This window comes from Actinomadura sp. WMMB 499 (assembly GCF_008824145.1).
Classification (GTDB): Bacteria; Actinomycetota; Actinomycetes; order Streptosporangiales; family Streptosporangiaceae; genus Spirillospora.
This window is the reverse complement of the sequence record NZ_CP044407.1, coordinates 5,675,645-5,698,175: the sequence shown is the minus strand read 5'-3', so window position 1 is coordinate 5,698,175 and position 22,531 is coordinate 5,675,645. Positions and strand designations below refer to the sequence as shown.

The 22,531-nt window shown below is 72.5% G+C and carries 22 protein-coding genes and 1 pseudogene; 10 read left to right on the top strand and 13 right to left on the bottom strand.

Annotation, left to right across the window (positions count from 1 at the left end; genetic code table 11):
* Positions 1–17 precede the first annotated feature (17 nt).
* Together F7P10_RS25650 and F7P10_RS25645 are read right to left on the bottom strand one after the other, a co-directional pair.
* A complete protein-coding gene (locus tag F7P10_RS25650; protein WP_151012954.1) occupies positions 18–239 on the bottom strand; it encodes a DUF6158 family protein in 222 nt (73 codons plus the stop codon).
* A 73-nt stretch (positions 240–312) separates the two neighbouring features.
* A complete protein-coding gene (locus F7P10_RS25645; RefSeq protein WP_254716016.1) occupies positions 313–1,866 on the bottom strand; it encodes a bifunctional phosphatase PAP2/diacylglycerol kinase family protein in 1,554 nt (517 codons plus the stop codon).
* 245 nt (positions 1,867–2,111) lie between these two features.
* On the opposite strand from F7P10_RS25645, the gene F7P10_RS25640 reads away from it, so the two are divergent.
* The 4 genes from F7P10_RS25640 (at position 2,112) to F7P10_RS25625 (ending at position 5,328) form a co-directional block, all read left to right on the top strand.
* Positions 2,112–3,014, top strand: coding sequence for an ABC transporter permease (locus tag F7P10_RS25640; protein ID WP_254716015.1), 903 nt, complete (start codon positions 2,112–2,114; stop codon positions 3,012–3,014).
* Positions 3,007–3,798, top strand: a complete 792-nt coding sequence (locus F7P10_RS25635; RefSeq protein WP_151012948.1) for an ABC transporter ATP-binding protein — start codon at positions 3,007–3,009, stop codon at positions 3,796–3,798. The genes F7P10_RS25640 and F7P10_RS25635 overlap by 8 nt, the downstream gene beginning before the upstream one ends.
* Before the next feature lie 112 nt (positions 3,799–3,910).
* Entirely contained in the window at positions 3,911–4,432 is a 522-nt protein-coding gene (locus F7P10_RS25630; protein ID WP_151012946.1) for a YbhB/YbcL family Raf kinase inhibitor-like protein, read from the top strand.
* A gap of 131 nt (positions 4,433–4,563) precedes the next feature.
* Positions 4,564–5,328, top strand: coding sequence for a helix-turn-helix transcriptional regulator (locus tag F7P10_RS25625; RefSeq protein WP_151012944.1), 765 nt, complete (start codon positions 4,564–4,566; stop codon positions 5,326–5,328).
* 79 nt (positions 5,329–5,407) lie between these two features.
* Here the strand turns inward: F7P10_RS25625 and F7P10_RS25620 are convergent, their stop codons facing one another.
* The gene (locus tag F7P10_RS25620) at positions 5,408–6,724 is read right to left on the bottom strand and encodes a KamA family radical SAM protein (protein WP_254716014.1); all 1,317 of its coding nucleotides are present in this window, start codon (positions 6,722–6,724) and stop codon (positions 5,408–5,410) included.
* A gap of 338 nt (positions 6,725–7,062) precedes the next feature.
* On the opposite strand from F7P10_RS25620, the gene F7P10_RS25610 reads away from it, so the two are divergent.
* The 6 genes and pseudogenes from F7P10_RS25610 (at position 7,063) to argS (ending at position 13,215) form a co-directional block, all read left to right on the top strand.
* Complete coding sequence (locus F7P10_RS25610) at positions 7,063–8,067, top strand: DUF998 domain-containing protein (RefSeq protein WP_254716013.1); 1,005 nt, start codon at positions 7,063–7,065, stop codon at positions 8,065–8,067.
* Entirely contained in the window at positions 8,064–8,993 is a 930-nt protein-coding gene (locus F7P10_RS25605) for an alpha/beta fold hydrolase (RefSeq protein ID WP_151012942.1), read from the top strand. The genes F7P10_RS25610 and F7P10_RS25605 overlap by 4 nt, the downstream gene beginning before the upstream one ends.
* Positions 8,990–9,349: a hypothetical protein gene (locus tag F7P10_RS25600; protein WP_151012940.1), complete on the top strand. Its 360-nt coding sequence runs from the start codon at positions 8,990–8,992 to the stop codon at positions 9,347–9,349. The genes F7P10_RS25605 and F7P10_RS25600 overlap by 4 nt, the downstream gene beginning before the upstream one ends.
* An 89-nt stretch (positions 9,350–9,438) precedes the next feature.
* Positions 9,439–9,840: a hypothetical protein gene (locus F7P10_RS25595; protein WP_254716012.1), complete on the top strand. Its 402-nt coding sequence runs from the start codon at positions 9,439–9,441 to the stop codon at positions 9,838–9,840.
* Positions 9,841–10,158: 318 nt separating this feature from the next.
* Positions 10,159–11,118 (top strand): annotated as a pseudogene (plsX, locus tag F7P10_RS25590) (phosphate acyltransferase PlsX); the annotation flags it as partial.
* Between the two features lie 351 nt (positions 11,119–11,469).
* Entirely contained in the window at positions 11,470–13,215 is a 1,746-nt protein-coding gene (gene argS / locus F7P10_RS25585; RefSeq protein WP_151012936.1) for an arginine--tRNA ligase, read from the top strand.
* Between the two features lie 4 nt (positions 13,216–13,219).
* Here argS and F7P10_RS25580 read toward each other — a convergent pair whose 3' ends face one another.
* The 10 genes from F7P10_RS25580 to F7P10_RS25535 all read right to left on the bottom strand — a co-directional run bounded on the left by F7P10_RS25580 (position 13,220) and on the right by F7P10_RS25535 (position 22,366).
* Positions 13,220–14,131 (bottom strand): LLM class flavin-dependent oxidoreductase, encoded by a 912-nt coding sequence (locus F7P10_RS25580; RefSeq protein ID WP_151012934.1) that lies wholly within the window; start codon positions 14,129–14,131, stop codon positions 13,220–13,222.
* Complete coding sequence (locus F7P10_RS25575) at positions 14,128–14,373, bottom strand: DUF2630 family protein (RefSeq protein ID WP_151012932.1); 246 nt, start codon at positions 14,371–14,373, stop codon at positions 14,128–14,130. Before F7P10_RS25575 ends, F7P10_RS25580 begins: the two co-directional genes overlap by 4 nt.
* A 3-nt stretch (positions 14,374–14,376) precedes the next feature.
* Positions 14,377–15,177: a hypothetical protein gene (locus F7P10_RS25570; RefSeq protein WP_151012930.1), complete on the bottom strand. Its 801-nt coding sequence runs from the start codon at positions 15,175–15,177 to the stop codon at positions 14,377–14,379.
* A 77-nt stretch (positions 15,178–15,254) separates the two neighbouring features.
* Positions 15,255–16,109 carry an aldehyde dehydrogenase family protein gene (locus F7P10_RS25565; protein ID WP_151012928.1) on the bottom strand — a complete coding sequence of 285 codons (855 nt, stop codon included), beginning with the start codon at positions 16,107–16,109 and terminating at the stop codon, positions 15,255–15,257.
* Positions 16,102–17,532 (bottom strand): aldehyde dehydrogenase family protein, encoded by a 1,431-nt coding sequence (locus tag F7P10_RS25560; protein ID WP_151012926.1) that lies wholly within the window; start codon positions 17,530–17,532, stop codon positions 16,102–16,104. The genes F7P10_RS25565 and F7P10_RS25560 overlap by 8 nt, the downstream gene beginning before the upstream one ends.
* Before the next feature lie 2 nt (positions 17,533–17,534).
* Positions 17,535–18,458: a deoxyribose-phosphate aldolase gene (deoC, locus tag F7P10_RS25555; RefSeq protein ID WP_151012924.1), complete on the bottom strand. Its 924-nt coding sequence runs from the start codon at positions 18,456–18,458 to the stop codon at positions 17,535–17,537.
* A gap of 103 nt (positions 18,459–18,561) precedes the next feature.
* Entirely contained in the window at positions 18,562–18,801 is a 240-nt protein-coding gene (locus F7P10_RS25550) for a hypothetical protein (protein ID WP_151012922.1), read from the bottom strand.
* Positions 18,802–19,378: 577 nt separating this feature from the next.
* Positions 19,379–20,287 (bottom strand): hypothetical protein, encoded by a 909-nt coding sequence (locus F7P10_RS42670; protein ID WP_176611652.1) that lies wholly within the window; start codon positions 20,285–20,287, stop codon positions 19,379–19,381.
* Between the two features lie 265 nt (positions 20,288–20,552).
* A complete protein-coding gene (locus F7P10_RS25540; RefSeq protein ID WP_151012920.1) occupies positions 20,553–21,533 on the bottom strand; it encodes an NAD(P)-dependent alcohol dehydrogenase in 981 nt (326 codons plus the stop codon).
* A gap of 113 nt (positions 21,534–21,646) precedes the next feature.
* Positions 21,647–22,366 carry a TetR/AcrR family transcriptional regulator gene (locus F7P10_RS25535; protein WP_176611651.1) on the bottom strand — a complete coding sequence of 240 codons (720 nt, stop codon included), beginning with the start codon at positions 22,364–22,366 and terminating at the stop codon, positions 21,647–21,649.
* Positions 22,367–22,531 lie beyond the last annotated feature (165 nt).

Below are 22,531 nucleotides of genomic sequence, written 5' to 3'. Positions count from 1 at the left end.
GTCTCCCGGTTGAGCCGTCAGCGGGCGCGGGCGCCCTCGCGGAGACGGTTGGGGTCGATCTCCCGGGCCGGGCGGCGGCGGAGGTACTCGCCCTCCAGCTCGTTCGTCCGCCGGGTGTGCTCCTCGAACGCCTGCTCGGACGCATGGCGGAGCGTCTCGAACCGGGTCTCGTACAGGTGACCGAGCTCGCGGAAAAGATCGTCGTCGGGGAGTTCCCGCGGGTCGACGCCCATCGTCATCGCGTATACCTCTCTTTCTCGGCGTTCCCGCCCCCTACCCGGACGTCTCGCCGATATTCGGACCTTCCGGCTGTCAGCCCGCCCACCGGTCGGCGGGGCGGAACACGGTGAGCGCCCGCGGGTGCTTGCCGAACCGGATGGTGCCCGCCATCGTCGACACCTCGCCGTCCCGGGCCAGCCGGAGCCCGCCCGGGGGCGACCACAGCTCCAGGCCCCCGGCCCGCCACGCCCGGTACCCCGGCATGAGGGGCAGGTGACCGGCGAGGACGGCCAGGACGGCGCGGGCGCGCGGCACCCGGTGGCCGGTCGCGACCATGCGGATGTCGAGCCGGCCGTCGTCGAGCCGCCGCCGCCAGACCGGCGCGGCGCCGGGCGAGCCGAAGGCGCAGTTCCCCACGAACGCGAGCCAGACGTTGCGCCGGTGCCCGTCCACGTCCAGCTCGACCGGCCGGGAGTGGCGCAGGGTGCGGGCGGCGGCCACGGCGAGCGCGGGCCACTTGCCGAGCCGCCCCTCGAGCCGCTCGCGGCGGTCCACGATCTCGGTGTAGGCGCCGAAGCTCGCGGTGTTGAGGAACAGATGCTCCTCGTTGCCGCTCTGCACGGACCCGACGTCCACCCGGCCCAGACGTCCGTTCCGGTAGGCGGCGATCGCCTCGGAGGGGCTCTCGATCCCGTACGCGCGGGCGAAGTGGTCGAACGTGCCGCCGGGCACGACGAGCAGGGGGACGTCGTGGACGAGTGCGGCGCGCGCGCTCGCGTTCACGGTCCCGTCCCCGCCCACGACGGCAAGGATGTCGGCGCGTTCCGCCGCCTCCCCGAGCACCTTGTCGACGTCGTCGTCCGGACCGAGCCGGACGATCTCGGCCTCCGGCAGCTCGCGCTCCAGGAGCCCGATCGTCATGTCGGTGGACGTCGGCAGGAGCGCGGACGGGCCGTCGCCCGACCCGGTGTTGACGACCGCGACGACTCCGCGGCCCTCCTGGTCGACGCGGACGCCGTCGAACTCGGCGCCGCCCGGGGCGATGCGGGCCGCCGGGGGCCGCGGCGGCCACACCACGCGGGTGCCGACGGCGGCGAGCACGCCGATGCCGAGGCCCGCGAGCACGTCCCCCGGGTAGTGGGCGCCGGTGTAGACGCGGGCGAACGCGACGGCGGCCGCGGTCGCCGCGACGGGCGCGGCGACCGCGGCCGGCGCCTCCAGCGCCACCCCGGTCGCGAACGCGGCGGCCGACGCGGAATGCCCGGACGGGAACGCGTGCGAGGTCGGCAGCTTCCAGCGGATCCGCATCGGCGGCACCAGGTCCACGACCGGCCGCTTCCGCCGGAACGCGTGCTTGCCGATGATGTTCACCGCCGGGCTCGCCACCGCGATCCCGATCGCCCCGCGCAGCGCCGCGCGCCGCAGCGCGGGCCGTCCGGCGATCCCGAGGACGCCCGCGGTGGTGAACCAGAGCACGCCGTTGTCGGCGAACCGGGACAGCCGGGGCAGGACGTACTCCAGGCCGGGCAGGTGCGTGGCGGCCACCTGGTCGAACGCCCAGCGGTCCGCGCGGCCGAGCCGCCGCAGCAGCCACGGCCAGCGGTGGCGAGGGGGCCGGCGGGGGGGTCTATGCTCGACCGCGGACACGCGCCGGGACGCGGTTTGCGCGGTTCCGGGCGGGCCGGAGGGAGCCCTCGAGTGGTTGACGCGCATGTTCCGGGTATCCCCAGAGGCGCCGACATGATTCCGGGAAGATCTCAAATCGGGGGTCACATGCGGGCGAACGTCACTCGGACAACATCGACTGCAATAAGCTTCCCGGCATGAGTCACCCGGAACGGCTCGGTTCCCCGGGTGGCGAGTCGGTCGGCACGATCGCGGAGCCTCCTCACGTGAACGAGAAGCTGGCCGACTACGCCGCACGGCATGGGCTGAGGCAGAGCGCGGCGCGCCCCCCGCTGCGCAAGTACCTCCGAGACGTGTGGGCAAGGCGCAACTTCATCTGGGCCTTCGCCTCGGCGAAGAACATCTCGATGTACAGCGACTCGCGCCTCGGTCAGGTGTGGCAGGTGCTGACGCCGCTGCTGAACGCGGCCGTCTACTACCTGATCTTCGGCCTGCTGCTGAAACTCAGCCGGGGAATCCCCGACTTCATCCCCTTCCTGGTGACGGGCGTCTTCCTGTTCGGGTTCACGCAGCGGTCGGTCACCGCCGGATCGAAGTCCGTCGGGGACAACCTCTCGCTGATCCGGGCGCTGCACTTCCCGCGCGCGACGCTGCCGCTCGCGATCGCGGTCGTCGAACTGCAGCAACTCCTGCTGGCGCTGGTCGTCCTGTTCGCGATCATCCTGGCGTTCGGCGAACCGCTCACGTTCTACATGTTCCTGTTCATCCCGATCCTGATGCTCCAGCTGATGTTCAACGTGGGCATCAGCATGGTGATGGCGCGGCTCGGGGCGTTCAACCGCGACATCACGCAGCTGCTCCCGTTCGTCATGCGCACCTGGCTGTACGCGTCCGGCGTGATCTTCAGCCTGCCGCAGCTCATGAACGGCAACGAGCTGCTCGAGAAGCACCCGTGGCTCGGGGAGATCCTGGAGGCGAACCCCGCGTACGTCTTCCTGGAGCTGAGCAGGCACGCCCTGCTGGGCGAGTACCGGAACTACGTGGAGACGACCTTGGGCATGACGTCCATGGGCCAGCTGTGGCTGTACGCGGTCGGCTGGGCCGTCGCCATGCTGATCGGCGGGTTCTACTTCTTCTACCGTGCCGAGGAGCGTTACGGCCGTGGCTGACACCAAGGTCCGTGGAGAGTTCGCCGTCGACCCGACGCGCGAGCCGATCGTCGTCGTGGACGACCTGCACATCGTCTACCGGGTGTTCGGGGCGGGCGGCAAGGGCAACGCCGCGAGCGCGTTCTCCCGCGTCATCCGGCGCCGGAACCGCCCGACGATGACCGAGGTCCACGCGATCAAGGGGCTGTCGTTCGTCGCCTACCGCGGCGAGGCCGTCGGGATCATCGGCACCAACGGCTCCGGCAAGTCGACGCTGCTGAAGGCCATCGCGGGCCTGCTGCCGCCGCACCGCGGCGGCGTCTACACCGACGGGCAGCCGTCCCTGCTCGGCGTCAACGCGGCGCTGATGAAGGACCTCACGGGCGAGCGCAACATCGTCCTCGGCTGCCTGGCGATGGGCATGTCCCCCACCGAGACCAAGGCGAAGTACCAGGAGATCGTGAACTTCGCCGGGCTCAAGGAGGGGTTCATCCAATACCCGATGCGGACGTACTCGTCCGGCATGGGCGCCCGCCTCCGGTTCGCGATCGCGGCGGCCAAGACGCACGACGTGCTGCTGATCGACGAGGCCCTCGCGACCGGCGACGCCAAGTTCAAGACCAAGAGCAAGCGCCGCATCGAGGAGCTCCGCAATGAGGCCGGCGCGGTGTTCCTGGTCGCGCACCAGCTCGACGTGGTGAAGGAGACCTGCGACCGGGTCATCTGGATCGACGACGGCAAGATGCACATGGACGGCCCCCCGGACGAGGTCATCCCGGCCTACACCGAAGCCACCGGCAAGTAGCGGGCCGGGTGAGCGGCGGACCCGCCCGGCAAGTGGCGGGACCCCGCACCGGAGCGGCGCGCGGCTGGTAGAGATGGACCGACACGAAGATCCGTCTCACGAGGAGGTCGCGATGGCCGGCAAGCCGCCGCTTCCGCACGAGTTCCTGCCCCAGGTTCCGTCGTTCACCGTCACGAGCGACGACGTCGCCGACGGCGAGCGGCTCGGCGACGCGCACGTGTTCGACGACTGGGGCTTCTCCGGCGGCAACGAGTCCCCGCACCTGCGCTGGTCGGGGTTCCCGGCCGGGACCAGGAGCTTCGCGGTGACGTGCTTCGACCCGGACGCCCCCACCGGCAGCGGGTTCTGGCACTGGTCGCTGTTCGACGTCCCCGCCGAGGTCATCGAGCTGCAGACCGGTGCCGGGACCGAGGACGCCAAGGTCGGCGTGCACGCCCGCAACGACTTCGGTGTGAAGGCGTACGGCGGCGCCGCCCCGCCCCCCGGCGACCCGCACCGCTACGTCTTCACCGTGCACGCGCTGGACGTCGAGTCCCTCGGCCTCGACTCCGACACCTCCCCGGCCGTCGTGGGCTTCAACATCACCGCCCACACCCTGGCCCGCGCCGTGATCGCCCCCGAATACGGCAGCTGATCCGCGATGCCCGCCCAGGGGGCCTCCCCCCTGGGCGGGCATCGGGCATCCGCCCTGCGGAAAGATCCGCTGTTTCCCCTCGATGACCGCGAGATGCTGGTGCCTCGCCATGACTGCGAGAGGACGGGGCCGTGCCAGCCTGGAGTCACGATCCGGAGGACCGCGAAGAGTACGGGTACGGGCTCGGCGCCCCGAACGGTGTCCTGGTGCTGAAGTACCGCTCGTCCGGCGGGATCGACTTCGGCCGGAGCCGGCAGGACTTCCTGCACCAGCTGTACTGGTCGCCGGACGGGCCGCTCGGGACGTCCCAGGGGTTCATCACCGCGCCGGTCGAGGCGTACTGGGTGCGGCGCACGGTCGACCACGAGGTGCGGGCGGGCGACCGGCAGACCGTCTACCGGATCTGCCTGCGGGAGGTCCCGGCGGGACTGGCGGGGCTGCGCGCCGGGCCGGTGCCGATCGACGGCGAGACGGCGCGGCTGATCGAACGGCTCGCGCGCCGGGACTGCGACGAGGCCGCCGCGCTCGCCGCGCGCCGCCGGATCGTCGCCGGGCTGGGCGCGCCGCCGGGGCGCGGGCCGTCCGGGACGGGCATCGCGCTGACCGTCGCGCGGGCCCTGTCGCGCGACCCCGCGGACCAGACGCGCCTGGACGAGTGGGCCGAGCGGCTCCGCGTGAGCGTGAAGACGCTGCAGCGCGACTTCGTCCGCGAGTTCGGCATGCCGTACACGCGGTGGCGCACGCAGCTGCGGCTGCGCTCCGCACGCGTGCTGCTGTGCTTCACCCCGGTGACGCAGGTCGCGCCGCTCGTCGGCTACGCCAGCCCGTCGGCGTTCATCACCGCGTTCACGAAGGAGTACGGGCACACGCCGGGCGTGCGGGCACCGCAGGCGTGAGCGCCGTCCCGGGCGAGCCCGTCCCGCGGCCGTGGCGCGCACGTCCGGATGGACGGACGGGCGCGCCACGGCGGGACGATCACTCCTGGAACGGGAAGCGGTCCGCGAAGGCGGGCTCGAGGTCGTCCAGCCAAACCGCCTCGGGGTCGTACTTCGCGAAGAACGGCTTGCCGACCAGGTCGGAGTCGCGCGCCTGGATGAAGTGCAGGGCGAACACCTTCTCCCCGAACAGCTCCAGCACGCCGTCCACGCAGACCTTGCCGGGCGTGGCGGACATGGACGGGCCGCGGACCGTCCGGGCGAGCCCGGACACGTTGCTGTAGGCGTCCCGGAAGATCTCGTAGGCGTCGGCCAGGGGAACCGCGAAGTAGTCCTGCGGGCCGGTGTCGCGCTCCACGAACATGTAGTACGGGACGAGTCCCATGCGCGTCTGCACGCGCCACATCGTCTCCCAGTCCCGCGCATCGTCGTTGATCGTGCGGATCAGCGGAGCCTGGGTGCGGATGATCGCGCCGGTGTCGCGGATGCGGCGGCACGCCTCGGTGACCATGAGCGGCTCGAGCTCGCGCGGGTGCGAGAAGTGCGCCATGAACGCGAGGTTCTTGCCGGACTCCACGACCTGCTCGAACAGCCGGAGCATGGCGTCGGCGTCCGGGTCGGTGACGAACTTCTGCGGCCAGTACGCGAGCGACTTGGTGCCGATGCGGATCGACTCGAGCTGCTCCAGTTCCAGCAGCGGCTCGAGGTAGCGGCGCAGCACCGGCTCGCCCATGATCATGGCGTCGCCACCGGTGAACAGGACGCTGGTGACCTCGGGGTGCGCGACCAGGTAGTCGCGCAGCGCGGCGGGCTCGTCCCCGGCCATCTTCAGGTCGGGCTCGCCGACGAACTGCGCCCACCGGAAGCAGTACGTGCAGTACGCGTGACACGTCTGTCCCTGCTTGGGGAAGTACAGGACGGTCTCGTCGTACTTGTGCTGCATCCCGGGAATCTTGCCGTCGCCGAAGCTCGGGATGTTGAGCTCCATCTGCCCGGCCGGGTGCGGGTTCAGCTTCATCCGCACCGCGTGCGCGGCGGCCTCCACCTCCGCCTTGGGCGCCTCCCTGGCGAGCAGGTCCGACAGGTGCGCGACGTCCTCGGCCGGCAGCATGTCCTCCTGCGGGAAGACGAGCCGGTAAATGGGGTCGTCGGGCGCGGCCGTCCAGTCGATCAGCTCGTCGATGACGTAGGCGTTCGTCCGGAACGGCAGGACGGTCGCGACCGCCCGGGTCGCGAGCCGCTCCGCGGGCGAGAGCCCGGCACGAGCGGTCAGCTCGTCGAGGTGCTTCGCCGTGAAGGCGCGGAACTTGCGACCGGTGGATCGCATGGCGGGGGCCGCGTCGTTCACCAGTGTCACGTGCTGGTACTCCTTGCTGTCGGCGGGCGCGACGCGCCGGAGGGGCGCGCCGTCACGGACTGTGAGCACAGGGCAGGCAAGTCACCCCCATTGAACAGTCCTCGGGCGTTTCCTGCCGAATTGATACCCCACACACGGTACGGGGCAAGCCTGGTCAGTCAGGATCCCGACAAATCACCCGGCCATGATCGTGGACGGGAGGCGCCTTGTAAACGACTACGCGACGTCATGCGTCCGCGTGCGAGCGCCCTCGCCGGGCCCCGGAAACGCGGCGCAGGTCACACCACCCCGATGTTCGGAAATACTGTCGTGACCCGTGCGGTGCTAGGGGGTGTGCGGTGGACTCGGCGGACGCCAGGGGAACGGCCGACCCGGCGGGCGACACGGCCGACCCGGCGGGCGACACGGCCGACCCGGCGGGCGACACGGCCGACCCGGCGGGCGACACGGCCGGCCCGGCGGGCGACACGGCCGGCCCGGCGGGCGACACGGCCGGCCCGGCGGGCGACACGGCCGGCCCGGCGGGCGACACGGCGGGCGACACGGCGGGCGAGGCGGCGGGAGGCGCGACGGCGGACGGTGCGGCAGGTGGCGCGACGGGCCCGGACGGACGCGGCGGGCCCGACGGGCCGGACGGGCCCGGTGCGGCCCCCCGGTACATGGCCGTGCTGGCCTGCGCGGCGGCGGTCTGCTACGCGTCGTTCCTGCTGGAGCACCTGTTCAGCCCCCGGCTCGACACCGTGAACGGGTACGTCAGCGAGCTGTCGGCGGCCGACCAGCCGTTCCGGCTCGTCTACGGCGGCGGTGACGCGCTCACGGGCGTGCTGACGCTCGCGATCGTCGCGGGCGCGCTGCGCAAGCTGCGGCGGCGCCCCCTGGCCACGGCGGGCTGGTCCTTCCTCGGGCTGTTCGGGCTCTGCGCCGTCGGGGACGCGGTCTTCCCGCTCGACTGCGCGCCGAGCCTGCAGACGTCGTGCGCGCTGCGGGAGCGGTCGTCGCACGTGTCGTTCTCGCACGCGTTCCACTCCGTGACCAGCAGCGCCGTGATCGTCTGCGGCGTCGCCGCGCTGCTGCTGCTGTCGCTGGCCGCCCGCCGGTACGGGTGGTGGCCCCCGCTGGCCCGCTGGGGTTGGATGCTCGCGCTGATCGAGTCCATGTTCGCCCTGGTCACGCTCGCGGCCATGTACCACGGGGAGTGGCTCGGCATCGTGCAGCGCTTCCAGATCGGGATCCTGTGCCTCGGCCTGCTGACGATCGCGTGGGCCCTGCACGCCGACCGAGCGCGGGCCGCCCGCGCGCACGCGGGCCGACCGCGCGACGTCCGTCCGGAGGGGTCGGGATGAGCGAGATCGTGAACGTGGGGCGCGAGCAGGTCCACGTGGTCCGCTCGGGGCCGATGGACGGGCCGCCGCTGCTGCTCGACTCGGGGCTCGGCGGCGCGTGGTTCGACTGGGACCCCGTGGCCGCCCTGCTCCGGGACGCCCACCGGGTGACCGTGTTCGACCGTCCCGGCCTCGGGGCGAGCCCGGCCGGGGCCGCGCCGCCGTCGCTGCGCCGGGACGTCGCGCTGGCCGCGGCCCTCGCGGAGGGCGCCGGGGACGGGCCGGTCACGGTGGTCGCGCACTCGATGGCGGCGTTCTGCGCGGAGGCGCTGGCGCGCGTCCGGCCCGAGCTGGTCCGGGCGCTCGTCCTGGTCGACCCGAGTCACGAGCATGGCGCGGCCCGCGCGCGGATGCGGCTCTCGCCCGTCCTGACCCCGGCCTTCATGGCGGCCGGGGCGCTACTGGACCTGACCGGCGCGGCGGCGGTCGCGGGCCCGCGGGGACGGCGCGCGGTGCTCCGGCACACCACCCGCGAGGGCGATCCCGCTCCGGACTCGGACGTCCGGTCGGTGTACGGGCGGGGGACGGTCCTCGGCACGATCCTCGCGGAGAACTGCGCCTACCGGGAGATGGCCGCCGACCTCGCCGCTCTGCGCGCGCGCCGACCGCTCCCGCCCGTCCCCCTGGTGGTGTTGACGGCCCTGGGGGACGTCCGGCGCGACGGGTGCAGGCAGGCTTGGGCGGACGGCCACGCCCGCCTGGTCGCGATGTCCCCGCGAGGCCGGCGGGTCGAGCTGCCCGAGGCGCGCCACATGATCCACCTCGACCGTCCGGACGCCGTCGCCGCCGCGGTCGCCGAGGTGCACCGCGACCCGCAGAACGCACCGCCGGACGCACCGCCCGCGCGGCCGGACGCGCCGGCCGCCCGGCACGAGGAGACGGCGTGAGGCGCGCGGGGGTCGCCGGCGCGGCGCTGCTCGCGGTCGTGGCGGTGTCGGGCTGCGAGCCGATGCAGCGGATCTCCGAGGGCGCGTACCGCAACGCGGTCAGCGACGGGACGGCCGACGAGCTGCGGGCGCGCGGCGTCGAGCTGGCGGACCGGCCCGACTGCGAGCTGCCCGAGACCGGCTCGGACGCGCTCGTCCGGGTGCACTGCACGACCTCCACGCGGGCGGGCGAGGCCGTCACCGTGCGGGGCGTCGCGCACGGCGCCGACACGCCGCGCCCGCGGGAGCTGTACGTCGTGACCGTGGGCGAGCGCGAGATCTTCCGCACGGACTGCCTCGGCCCCGACTGCTCCTAGCCCCGGCCCAAGGATCCGCATACGGCGAGGAAAAACCGACCACTCACCGCATATGGTTCCGCACACAGGGCGATATCGGCTCCGTGGAGATGACTCGGAAGAAGGCCGCGATCATGGGCTCGGCGGTAGCCGCCCTGCTGGTGCTGGGCGGGGTCGCCGCCGCCGCTATCGTGCTGGTGACCGGAGGCAGGGAACTGCCCTACGAGACGCAGGCGCAGCTGCAGAAGGCGATGCCGTCGATGGCGGCCGCCGAGCTGGAGACGCGCGGCGTGACCTTGGCGGGGCCGCTCGAATGCGAGGAGACGCCGGGCGCGTCGAAGCAGCGGCTGCGCGTGTCCTGCACGGGGACGACGGCCGACAAGAAGCCGGTCGAGGTCCTCGGCAGCGGGCAGCTGGAGACGCAGGACTCCTTCTACACGATCCTCGTGGACGGGAAGCCGGTCGTGGAGAACGCCGCGTGCATCGGCAAGGACTGCGAGAAAGACGAGTAGGACGAGCCGGGCGAGCAGGACGAATCGGTCGGCCGGAAACCGGACCCTCCGGCGACTGCACGTGCACCCGCGATCGCACGTGAGGATCGCCACTCCGGGCGAGGGTCGTCAGAACGGGTGAAAGAACGTCCTACCATGCGATGAGCTGCATCATCGCAGAGCACCGCATTCCACGCCGTGCTCGTTCACCCGTCTGGAGCGACCATGTCCGGCAGCACGTCCGGCAGGGGCGAGCCGTCGCGACCCGCGCCGGCCCGCCGAGCGGGGACGGCCCGGACGGCCCGGACGGTCCGCCCGCTGCCGATCGCCGTCGACACGATGGGCGGCGACAACGCGCCCGAGGAGATCATCGCGGGCGCGGTCGACGCGGTGCGCGAGCACGACGTCCGGCTCGTCCTGGTCGGCCAGGCACCCCGGATCCGCCGCGAGCTCGACCGGTACGGGATCATCGGCGAGATCCCCATCGTGCACGCCGACGAGGCCCTCGACATGGGCGAGGGCGCGCTGGCGAGCTGGCGCAAGCCCCGCTCGTCCATCGCGATCGCCTGCCACCTGATCAAGCAGGGTCGGGCGTCGGCGCTGGTGTCGGCGGGCGGCACCGCCGGGGTGGTGGCGACGTCCCGGCTGCGGCTGAAGGGCCAGCAGGGCGTGATGCGGCCCGCCATCGCGGTGACGCTGCCGACGCGGCCCGCCCCCACGATCCTGCTGGACGCCGGCGCGACCGCCGACGTGAAACCCGAGGGCCTCGTGCAGTTCGCCGCGCTCGGCACCGCGTACGCGCAGGTGCTGCTCGGCGCCGACCGTCCCCGGGTGGGGCTGCTCACCATCGGGGAGGAGCCCGGCAAGGGCAACAAGCTCGCCAAGCGGGCGCACGAGCTGCTCGCGAGCGGCAACCACGGCATCGAGTTCGCCGGGAACGTGGAGGGCCACGACCTGCTCCGCGGCGGCGTCGACGTGATCGTCACCGACGGGTTCACCGGCAACATCGCGCTGAAGACGATGGAGGGCACGATCCGGACGGCGTTCGCGGAGATCCGCAGCGCGATGACGTCCACCACCACCGCCCGGATGGGCGCGCTGCTGCAGCGCCGCCGGATGCAGGGGTTGCGCGACCGGCTCGACCCCGACACCTACGGCGGCGGCGTCCTGCTCGGCCTGAACGGGACGGTCGTGATCGCGCACGGCGCGTCCCGCGCGCGCGCGATCACGTCGGCGTGCGAGCTGGCGCACCGGCTGGCCGCGGGCCGCATCGTGGAGCGGATCCGCGAGCAGGTGTCGCTGACCCGCAGCCACCGGTTCGGCCGGCGGACGCACGGGTCCGGCGACGGCGGCGCCGACCGTCCGGGCGAGCGGACGGACGGGCGCCCGGACGGCCGCGCGGACGGGCGCCCGGACGGGCGGACGGACGGGCGGACGGACGAGGCGGCGGACGGGCGGCCACCGGAGCCGGGTGACGGTGGAAGGAACGACGGCAGAACGGGCGGTACCGTGCCCGCGCCGCCGCCTCCCGGCGACGACACCGCCCCGGACGGGGTCGAGGCGCCCGGCGGGAAGGCCTGACGCGTCACGGGAAACGGCGGCGTGGAAAACGGTGACGAGGATGCCCCGCCGCGCCGATAGCCTTGGGGCATGCCCGATCCGCAACACGTACTCGCCGCCCGGGTCCAGGCCGCGCTGGCCGCCGCCTTCGGACCGTCGTACGCGGACGCCGACCCGGTCATCCGGCCGTCGCAGTTCGCCGACCTTCAGGCCAACGTGGCACTGCCGCTGGCCAAGAAGCTGGGCCGCAAGCCGCGAGACGTGGCGAACGAGATCGTGTCGCACCTCGACGTCACGGGTGTCGTGTCGAAGGTCGAGGTGAGCGGGCCCGGATTCGTCAACCTGACGCTCGCCGACGGGTGGATCGCCGCCGAGGCCCAGCGGGCCCTGGAGGACGCGCGGCTCGCCGTCCCGGCGGCCGCGAAGCCGCGGAAGGTCGTCGTCGAGTACTCGTCGCCGAACGTGGCGAAGGAGATGCACGTCGGCCACCTGCGGACCACGATCGTCGGCGACGCCATCGCCCGGATCCTGGAGTTCCTCGGGCACGACGTCGTCCGCGACAACCACGTCGGCGACTGGGGCACCCCCTTCGGGATGCTGATCGAGCACCTGCTCGACCTCGGCGAGGAGGCCGCCGCGCGGGACGACTCGTCCGTCAGCGACCTCACGGCCTTCTACCAGGCGGCGCGGGAGAAGTTCGACGGCGATCCCGAGTTCGCCGACCGGTCCCGCAACCGGGTCGTCGCCCTCCAGGCGGGCGACCCCGAGACGCTGCGGCTGTGGCAGGTCCTGGTGGACGTGTCCAAGCGGTACTTCAACGCGGTCTACACGCGGCTCGGCGTCACCCTCACCGACGACGACATCAAGGGCGAGAGCTACTACAACGACCTGCTCGCCCCGACCGTCCAGGAGCTCGAGGACAAGGGCATCGCCGTCATCAGCGACGGCGCGCTGTGCGCGTTCCCGCCCGGCTTCACCGGCCGCGAGGGCGAACCCCTGCCGGTGATCATCCGCAAGAGCGACGGCGGCTACAACTACTCGACCACCGACCTCGCGACCGTCCGGTACCGGGTCGACACCGAGCACGTCGACCGGATGATCTACGTGGTGGGCGCCCCGCAGGCGCTGCACTTCGACATGATGTTCGCCGTCGCGCGGATGGCGGGCTGGCTCGGCGACGAGGTCGCGGCCGAGCACGCGCAGATCGGCAACGTCCTCGGCACCGACGGCAAGATCCTGCGGACCCGCGCGGGCGGCACCGTCAAGCTGGTCGAGCTGCTGGACGAGGCCGTCGAGCGGGCCGGCGCCGCGTTCGACCAGATCGAGCACGTCGAGGAGTTCGACGACGCGACCCGCGCGGAGATCGTCCGGGCCGTCGGGATGGGCGCGGTCAAGTACGCCGACCTGTCGGTGGCGCGCGACAGCGAGTACGTCTTCGACTTCGACCGGATGATCTCGTTCAACGGGAAGACCGGCCCGTACCTGCAGTACGCGGCCGCGCGGATCCGGTCGATCTTCCGCAAGGGCGGCGTCGCGCCGGAGGACGCGACCGGCCCGATCGTCCTGGGCGACCCGGCCGAGCGGGCGCTCGCGCTGACGCTGCTCGGCTTCGGCGCCGCGCTGGAGCAGGCCGGTGCCACCGCCGAGCCGCACAAGCTCGCGACGTACGTGTACTCGGTCGCCGACGCCTACACCACGTTCTACGAGAACTGCCCGGTGCTGAAGGCCCCGGACGAGGCCACGAAGGCGTCGCGCCTCGCGCTCTGCGCCGCGACGCTCCGCACCCTCGAGACCGGCCTGCACCTCCTCGGCGTCCCCACCCCGGAACGCATGTAGGTCCTCAGCGGGCGGCGGGCGTGTGGCCGGGCGCGTGTCCGGGGGCCCGCCCGCGCGCGCCCGTCCGTTCCCGCGCCGTCTGCTCCCGGACGGACGGGACGATCTCGAGCGCGAACACCGCGAGGTGCTCCGGGGCGCCCGCGAACAGGAACGTGTCGATGCCGTGGCCCACGGCCAGCTCGGACAGCTCGTGCACCCACTGGCGCGGCGGGCCGTGCAGGAACCCGCGCGAGTCGCGGGCGATCGTCCCCTCCAGGACGTACCCGCGGCGGATGTCGGCCGGGTCGCGCCCGACGCGGGCGGCGGCGGCGTCGATGCGGCGCCGCGCCTCCGCCAGGCCCTTCGGCGGGACGCGCGCGGACCGCGCGAGCCAGCCGTCGGCGACGCGTCCGGTCAGGTCGAGGCCGCGCGGACCGTCCGTCCCGAGCCAGACGGGGATCTGCCGCTCGGGCGCGGGACCGGCCTGCGGCGCCGCGAACCGGTAGTGCGTGCCGCCGAAGGTGAGGCCGCCCTGGTCGCTCCACTGCAGGCGGACGACCTGGACGGCCTCCTCCAGCGCGCCCGCGACCGGACGCCGGCCGCCGAACGCCTCGACTCCGGCCGCGGACGCGCCGGCGCCGAGCCCGAGTTCGGCCCGTCCGCCGCTGAACCGGTCCATGGTCGCGATCGCCTTGGCGAGGGCGGCGGGCGGGCGCAGCGGCAGGCACGCCACGGCGGGCAGCACCCGGATCCGCGACGTGACGGCCAGCGCGGACGCCAGCAGCGTCAGCGCGTCGGCGGTGCCGCGCCGGTACGGTTCGTCGCGGACGCCGAGCAGGTCGAGGCCGAACCGGTCGGCGTCCTGCGCGGTGCGGATCAGCGGTTCGGCGCAGTCCGGGCCGAGCGACAGCCCGAACCGCAGCTGGCGCCGCGTCACTGCAGGTAGCCTTCGATCTCGTCCGGCGGACGCGCCCTGGCGTCGTCGGGATTCTCGCCCGCGTCGAGCCGCGCGCGGCGGCGGCGCAGCAGGTCCCAGCACTGGTCGAGCGCGACCTCGATGTCGCGCAGCCGCCGGTGCTCCTCCGCGCGGTCCAGCTCGCCGCGCTGGAGACGTTCCCGCAGTCCCTGCTCCTCGCCGACGAACTCGCCGATGCGGGCGAGGATGTCCTCATCCCTCATCGGTCAGCGCCCGCGCCCGATCCCGTTGCCGGTGAGCCCGCTGAGGAACCCGCCGGGCGACGTCCGCGGCTCGGCGAACGGCGCGGCGGGCGGCGCGCTCGCGACGGCCGACCGGGCGGCGGCGACGGCTCGGGCGGCCGGGCTCCGGCCGGCTGATCCCGACCCCTTGGCGGACGCGGCGGTCGTGCGGGACGACGTGCTCCGGCGGGCCGTCGAGGCGCGCGGCGCGCTCTTCTTCGCCGTGCCCGCCTTGGCCGCCGTCGACTTCGCCGTGCCGGACTTCGCCGTGCTCGACTTCGCGCGGGACGGGCTCACCCGGGCGGTCGTGGTCGACCGGGAGCGCGACGCGGCCGAGGTCGTCTTGCGCGCCGTGCCCGACTTGGCCGTGCTCTTGCGGGCGGTCGTCCCGCTCCCGCGGGCGGTGGTCGTCGACTTCGCGCCCTCCTTGGTGATCTCCTTGGCCGCGGCGTCCATCGCCTTCGCGGCGTCGGTCATCGCCTTGGTGGCGGTCGTCATCGCCTCGGTCATCGCCGTCATGGCCTTCGCCGACGACGACGCCTTCGTCGCGACCGACTTCATCTGCGTCGCCGCGGCCTTCGCCTCGGACGCCGCCTTGGTCACCCGGGTCGCGGCGGCCGCCGACGAGCGGCCCGTCGCGGCGCTCGACCGCGTGGCGGGCTTCTTCGCCGCGGTCCGCGACGTGGCCGCCCTCGCGGTGGTGGACTTCGCGGCGGTGGACTTCGCGGCGGTGGACTTCGAGGTGCTGGCCTTGGTCGACCTGGTCGCCCTTGTCTTGGCAGGCATGCGATCTCCCCCCTGTGATGATCGGGAGATCTATTCCACAGAAGGTGAAGGTCTACACACTCTGGGTCATTCGGGTTTCAGACCCCAACCGGGTGCCAGACCGTCTTGGTCTCCAGGAACGCCGTCATCCGGGCGGTTCCCGGCTCCGCACCCCAATCGGAACCGTCCGGCCGAACCACCCGTTTGAGGTTCCCGGCGGCCTTCTCTTCCAGGTCCGCGACCGCGTCCGCCGGGGCGCCCGCGAGGTCGAGCGCGTTGACGTCCATGTGCGTGGCGAGCCACGGCGCCAGCTCGTCCCGGCGTCCGGTCAGCACGTTGACGACGCCGCCAGGGAGGTCGGACGTCGCGAGCACCTCGGCCAGCGTGATCGCGGGGAGCGGCGCGGGTTCGGCCGCGACGACGACCACCGTGTTCCCGGACACGATCGCGGGCGCGACCGTCGAGACGAGCCCGAGCAGCGGAGAGTCGGGCGCGACGACGCCGACGACACCGGTCGGTTCGGGCGTCGAGAAGTTGAAGAACGGCCCCGCGACGGGGTTCGCGGACCCGGCGACCGCGGCGAGCTTGTCCGCCCACCCGGCGTACCAGACCCACCGGTCGACGGCCGCGTCCACCTCGGCGGACGCCGCGGCCTTCGACAGCCCGGCGGTGCGCAGCTCGTCCGCGAACTGGACCCGGCGCCCCTCCAGCATCTCCGCGACCCGGTACAGGATCTGGCCCCGGTTGTAGGGGGTGCGGCCGGACCAGCCGCCGAACGCCTTGCGGGCGGCGCCGACGGCGTCGCGGACGTCCTTGCGGGAGGCGTGCGAGGCGTTCGCGACGAACCGCCCCTTCGCGTCGGTGACCACGTACGACCTGCCGGACTCGGATCGGGGGAAGGCGCCCCCTATGTACAGCTTGTAGGTCTTGCGCACGTCCAGCCGCTCAGACATCGAGATACGCCTCCAGTCCGTGGCGTCCGCCCTCGCGGCCGAACCCCGATTCCTTGTAGCCGCCGAAGGGGGACGCGGGGTCGAACTTGTTGAAGGTGTTCGCCCACACCACGCCCGCCCGCAGGCGCTGCGCCGTCCAGAGGATCTGCGAACCCTTCTCGGTCCAGATCCCGGCCGACAGCCCGTACGGCGTGTTGTTCGCCTTCGCGACGGCCTCGTCCGGCGTGCGGAACGTCAGCACCGACAGGACGGGCCCGAAGATCTCCTCGCGCGCGATCCGGTGCGACTGCGCGACGCCGGTGAACACCGTGGGCGCGAACCAGAACCCCCGGTCGGGCAGCTCGCACGGCGGCGACCAGCGGGTCGCGCCCTCCCGCTCCCCGGACGCCGACAGTTCGCGGATCCGCTCCAGCTGGGCCGCCGAGTTCACGGCCCCGACGTCGGTGTTCTTGTCGAGCGGATCGCCCACCCGCAGCGTCGCCATCCGCGCCTTGAGCCGCTCCATCAGTTCGTCGGCGATCGACTCCTGCACGAGCAGCCGCGAGCCCGCGCAGCACACGTGGCCCTGGTTGAAGAAGATCCCGTTGACGATCCCCTCGACGGCCTGATCCAACGCGGCGTCCGCGTAGACGATGTTCGCGGCCTTGCCGCCGAGCTCGAGCGTCAACCGCTTGCGCGTCCCGGCGACCGTCCGGGCGATCTCCTTGCCGACGCCGGTCGACCCGGTGAACGCGACCTTGTCGACGTCCGCGTGGGCGACGAGCGCGCGTCCCGTCTCACCGGCACCCGTCACGATGTTGACCACACCGGCCGGCAGCTCCGCCTGCCTGCAGATGTCGGCGAACACCAGCGCGGTCAGCGGCGTCGTCTCCGCGGGCTTCAGCACCACCGTGTTGCCGCAGGCCAGCGCGGGGGCGATCTTCCACGCGAGCATCAGCAGCGGGAAGTTCCACGGGATCACCTGCGCCGTGACGCCCAGCGGCTTCGGGGCCGTCCCGAACCCGGCGTATCCCAGCTTGTCGGCCCATCCGGCGTAGTAGAAGAAGTGCGCGGCGACCAGCGGCACGTCGACGTCCCGGGACTCCCGGATCGGCTTGCCGTTGTCGATCGACTCCAGCACCGCCAGCTCCCGCGCCCGTTCCTGGACGATCCGGGCGATCCGGTACAGGTACTTCGCGCGTTCGGCGCCCGGCATCGGGCCCCACACCTTCTCGTGCGCCTTCCGCGCGGCCCTCACCGCCCGGTCGACGTCGCCCTCGTCGGCGCACGCGACCTCGGCCAGGACCGTCTCGTCCGCCGGATTGATCGACTTGAACGGCTCCCCGCCGCCCCGCGCGAACGCGCCGTCGACGAACAGCCCGTACGACTCGCGGATGTTCGCGACCGACGCCGACTCCGGGGCGGGCGCGTACTCGAAAACCATGATCAGTCCACCGTGAAGTAGTCGGGACCGGAGTACACCCCGGTGGCCAGCTTGCGGCGCTGCATCAGCAGGTCGTTCAGCACGCTGGACGCACCCAGCCGGAACCACTCGGGCGCCAGCCAGTCCGGCCCCGCCGTCTCGTTCACCAGCACCAGGTACTTGATCGCGTCCTTGGTCGTGCGGATGCCGCCCGCCGGCTTCACCCCGACCTGCCGTCCGGTCGCCGCGCGGAAGTCGCGGACGGCCTCCAGCATCACGAGCGTCACCGGCAGCGTCGCCGCCGGGGCCACCTTGCCCGTCGAGGTCTTGATGAAGTCGCCGCCGGCCCGCATCGCCAGCCACGACGCGCGCCGCACGTTGTCGAGCGTCGCCAGCTCGCCCGTCTCCAGGATCACCTTCAGGTGCGCGGGCCCGCACGCCTCCTTCACGGCCGCGATCTCGTCGGCCACCTTCGCGTAGTCGCCCGCGAGGAACGCGCCCCGGTCGATCACCATGTCGATCTCCGCGGCCCCCGCCGCGACCGCCGCCCGCGTGTCGGCGAGCTTCGCCTCCAGCGGCGCCCGCCCGGACGGGAACGAGGTCGCGACGCTCGCGACGCCGACGCCCGTCCCGTCCAGCGCCCGCACCGCCACGTCCACGAGGTCGGAGTAGACGCAGACCGCCGCGACCTTCGGGACGTTCGGATCGTCCGGGTCCGGGCGGGCGGCCTTCGCGCACAGCGCCCGCACCTTCCCGGGCGTGTCCGCGCCCTCCAGCGTCGTGAGGTCCACCATCGAGATCGCGAGGTCGATCGCCGCGGCCTTCGCCGACGTCTTGATCGACCGCGACGCCAGCCGCGCCGCCCGCTCCTCGGCCCCCACCCGGTCGACACCGGGCAGCCCGTGCAGGAAGGCGCGCAGCCCGGCGCCACCGGTTTCCGTCTCCATTGACACGCCCTCAGCATCGCCGAAGTTCGTCACCGTCACAAAACGCGCACGTCACGACTTCGGGTGGGCGTCCGAACGGCGAGCAGGGAGGGCCGGTCGGAACTCACCCTTGCTCGAAGACTTCGTCCGCGTTCGTCGCCAGGGCGGCCCGGACGAGCCACACGTCCAACTGCTCGAGATCCCCACAGGCTTCGATCCGGGCCCGCTGCCGCCCGTCGACGACCACCCCGCGGGCCTCCAGGACCAGCACCACCGCCTCGGCCAGCCCCTCGGCCTTGGCTTCGGCCTTCCCCTTGAGAAAGGCATCGCGGAGGAACCCGTCGTAGTACCTGAACCCGCTCATCGTTCTCACTTCCTGAGCCGATCTTGATCGTCCGATCGCTGTAGTCGGCGAGGTGCTCGCAGGGTGGTGGCATCGAGACGATGAACGCGTTCTCGTCGTCGGCGATGCGGCGGGGCATGCCTCCTGCCCGGCCAAGGCCGGCCCTCGCTGCATGCTTGCGTGGATCACATCGCGGACGATGTCCTCGTCAACGGCCGCGAGCCGGCCACCCTGGCCGAGCGGGCACTCATCTGACCAGAACAACTCACGTCATCGACCCCGGCGGCAACTGGATCCGCATCTTCCCAACGCCGGAAGCAGGGACCGCGAAGACCATGGATGCCGGGGCGGAGCAGGCCCGCCAGGACACTGGAAAACGCGATCATGCTCGGTGAGTCCAAGGGCGATCACCGGCGGGTGGCCCGCGTCCCCGACGGCGCACTGACCCGCGAGCAGGGCTCCCCGCCCGCCGTCGACCTCTCGAAGCACTCGCCGACGCACTGGCCGTCGCGCGAGACCTCGAACAGGCCCGGCACCCTGACCCGCACACGTGACCGTCACATTTCGGGAACGGTGCCGGGGCGACCGAAGCTCACCCTCAGTCGAAGAGCTCGTCCACGGTCGTCGCCCGGACGGCCCGGACGAGCCACACGTCCAACTGCTCGGGAGCCCCGCAGGTCTCGATCCGGGCCCGCTGCCGGCCGTCGACGACGACCCCGCGGGCCTCTAGAACCTGCAGCACCGCCTCGGCCTTCCCTTCAGCTTTCCCTTCAGCCTTGCCCTCGGCCTTGCCCTCGGCCTTCCCTTCGGCCTTGCCCTCGGAATTGGCATCGCGGAGGAACTCGTCGTAGTACCTGGACTCGCTCATCATCTTCATTCTCAGAGCCTCCCGTGCAGCCCTGGGAAGGACCGCGACCATGTGGTTATAGTACCGCTGAGTGCGCTCGTCGCCACGCGCCGCCATCAGGTTCGTACTGTCGAACCCGACCTGGATCACCTCTCTCTGATGCTCTCCCGCGCCGTGGAACAGCGCGGACAGGATGCCCATCGCGGGGTCGGCCGCGACCAGTTCGGGATCCTTGAGCAACGGGACGTGCTCGTGGCCCAGCACGAGCGGGGTCAGGGTGGCCCCCGGATGCCCGGTCTCGATGGTGGTGCCGCACCATGCGGCGATTTTCGGGTCGGGCGCGATCACCAGCAGGACGGTCGGGCAGCGCTGCCGGTTGCGCAGCGTGGCCAGGTACAGCGGCCAAGTCCACAGTTTGTCCTCGTCCTTGGCGCGCTGCACCTCGACCACCACGGCCACGCGGCCGTCGGCGGTCTCCAGGACGACGGCGGCGTCCGCCGTGTACTCGCGCGTCTTGTGGTCGGTGGACGACTCCGACACGTCCCGCGCCCGGTGCGCGGCGGGCAGGGAGACGCCCATCTCGGTCAGCAGCTCCGCCGCGAGCATCGGAGACCACCGGAAGAGCTCCGCGGTGACGTCGTGCTCCTGAGTCGTTGACATGGAAGAAAACTAGCCGCGCTCATGCGACTACTTTGCGCAAGCGGGCTGGAATAGCTCCCTGCTCCTCCAAACGGACTACCGGACCGGTCCAGGATGGGTCACGGGGAACCGGACAACGCGGCCCCACCTGGTCATCGTCACCGGCGTGTCCCTCGTCGACATCCTTGGTCACCGGGTCGAGGGTGTGTCGGGGAAGTTCGCCGTAGCGACGGCCGAGCGGCCCCACCGCGCGGTCGTCGATCAATGATCACGCTGGACCGGCCCGTCAGAGTGTGATGGCGACCTTGCCTCGGGCGTGGCCGCGTTCGAGGTAGCGCAGGGCGTCGGGGATCTCGGTGAACGGGTAGGTCCGGTCGATGACCGGGGTGATCTCGTCCTTCTCCATGAGTTCGGCCAGGAATCGCAGGTCCGCGGAGTTCGGCTTCCAGCTGACGCTGCCGATGCGCCGGCGGACGAACGGCGCGACCATCGCCCCGCGGACCACCTGGCCCGCCGGGCCGAGCAGGCCGTGGCGGGGCGCGGCCACGCCGCCCACGATCACGAGCGTCCCGCGGGAGGTCAGGAGGCGCCGCAGCGCCGCGAGTGACCGGTCGCCCACGATGTCCATGAGCAGGTCGTACCGGTCCTTCCGGTCGGCTACGTCCTCGCTGGTGTAGTCGACGACGTCATCCGCCCCGAGGGAGCGGACGAGTTCGACGTTGCGGGTGCTGCACACGCCGGTGACCTCGGCGCCGAACGCCCTGGCGAGCTGGACGGCGAACGTGCCGACGCCGCCGGACGCCCCGTTGATCAGCACGCGCTGTCCCGCCGAGATCCGGCCCGTGTCCCGCAACCCCTGCAGCGCGGTGATCGCGGCCATCGACACCGACGCCGCCTGCTCGAAGGTGAGGCGGCCGGGCTTGAGGGCCAGCCTCTCCTGCGGGACGGCGACGGCCTCGGCGAACGATCCGAGCGAGACCTCCCCGAAGACCTCGTCGCCCGGTGCGAGCGAGGTCACGTCGTCGCCCACCCGCTCGACGGTGCCCGCGAGGTCGGAGCCGAGGACGAGGCCGGGCCTCGGCCGCCGCAGGCCGAGGCTCAGCCGCGCCAGCTTCGGGTCGGCTCCCAGCCGGCGCCAGTCGGCGGGGTTGACGGACGCCGCGCGCACCCGCACGAGCACCTCGTCCCGGCCGATCTCGGGTTCGTCGATGTCCTTGAGGGTCAGTACGTCCGGCGGGCCGTAACGGTCCCAGGTCCAGGCTTTCACGGCACCCTTCCTCTCCTGTCGTACACCGTAAGGCTCTCGTACGTCGTAAGGCTGTCGTACGGCGTAAGGGAAGTCAAGAGCTGGCGTGAAACCGGACTTGATGGGACGGACGGTCAGGCGGCTTCGGCGGCGCGGCGCCGTTCGAGGCCCTCGAGGATCAGGTCGAGCGCGAACTCGAACTCGAACTGGTCGTCGCAGAAGCCGAGGGTGCCGCCCGGGTCGTCGTGGACGGCGTCCATGAGCATCCCGACGATGTTCGGGTACCGGTCGGCCATCTGCTCCGTCATCGCGGCGGCCTCGTCGGCCGCGGATCCGCCGCCGTCCGGCTGGAACAGCTCCTGCGTGAAGCCGAGCGCGCGGCTGCCCAGCACGTGCAGCGCACGGTGGGTCAGGTCGAAGGAGAAGCCGCCCGCCCGGAGGAGGGCGACCACGCCGTCGTAGTAGGCGATGACGGACGGGCTCGTGGTGGGCCGGGACTCGAGGACCTGCGGGGCCCATCGGTGGCGCAGGAGGACCTTGCGGGCGGCGAGGATCCGCGCGCGCAGCGCGGCGCGCCAGTCCTCTTCGGGTGCCGGTGCCTCGACCTCGTCCACCGCCGCCGTGATCTCGACGAGGATCACCTCGACCAGGCCGTCGAAGACGGCCTGCTTGTTCGCGACGTGGTGGTAGAGCGACATCGCCTCGGCCCCCACCTCCTGCGCGAGCCGCCGCATGGTGAGCGCGTCGAGGCCGTCCCGGTCCGCCAGCTCCACGGCGGCGCGCAGCACCCGTCTCCGGCTCAGCGGGATCCGGGGCTGCTCGGTCAGCGCGTCGGCGTCGGTCGGTGGGGTCATGGATCTTCCTCCCGGCGCACTCTACCCGTACGCGGTAAGTCAGCCGCGGACGTCGGGAGCGAGGCGGCCGACGCCGGGCTGCAAGCGGCCGAGATCGGGTCGCGGACCGGCGCGAGCGCGCCGCCGGTTACGAGGTCAGACCAGGTATATGACCAGTGCGCTGAT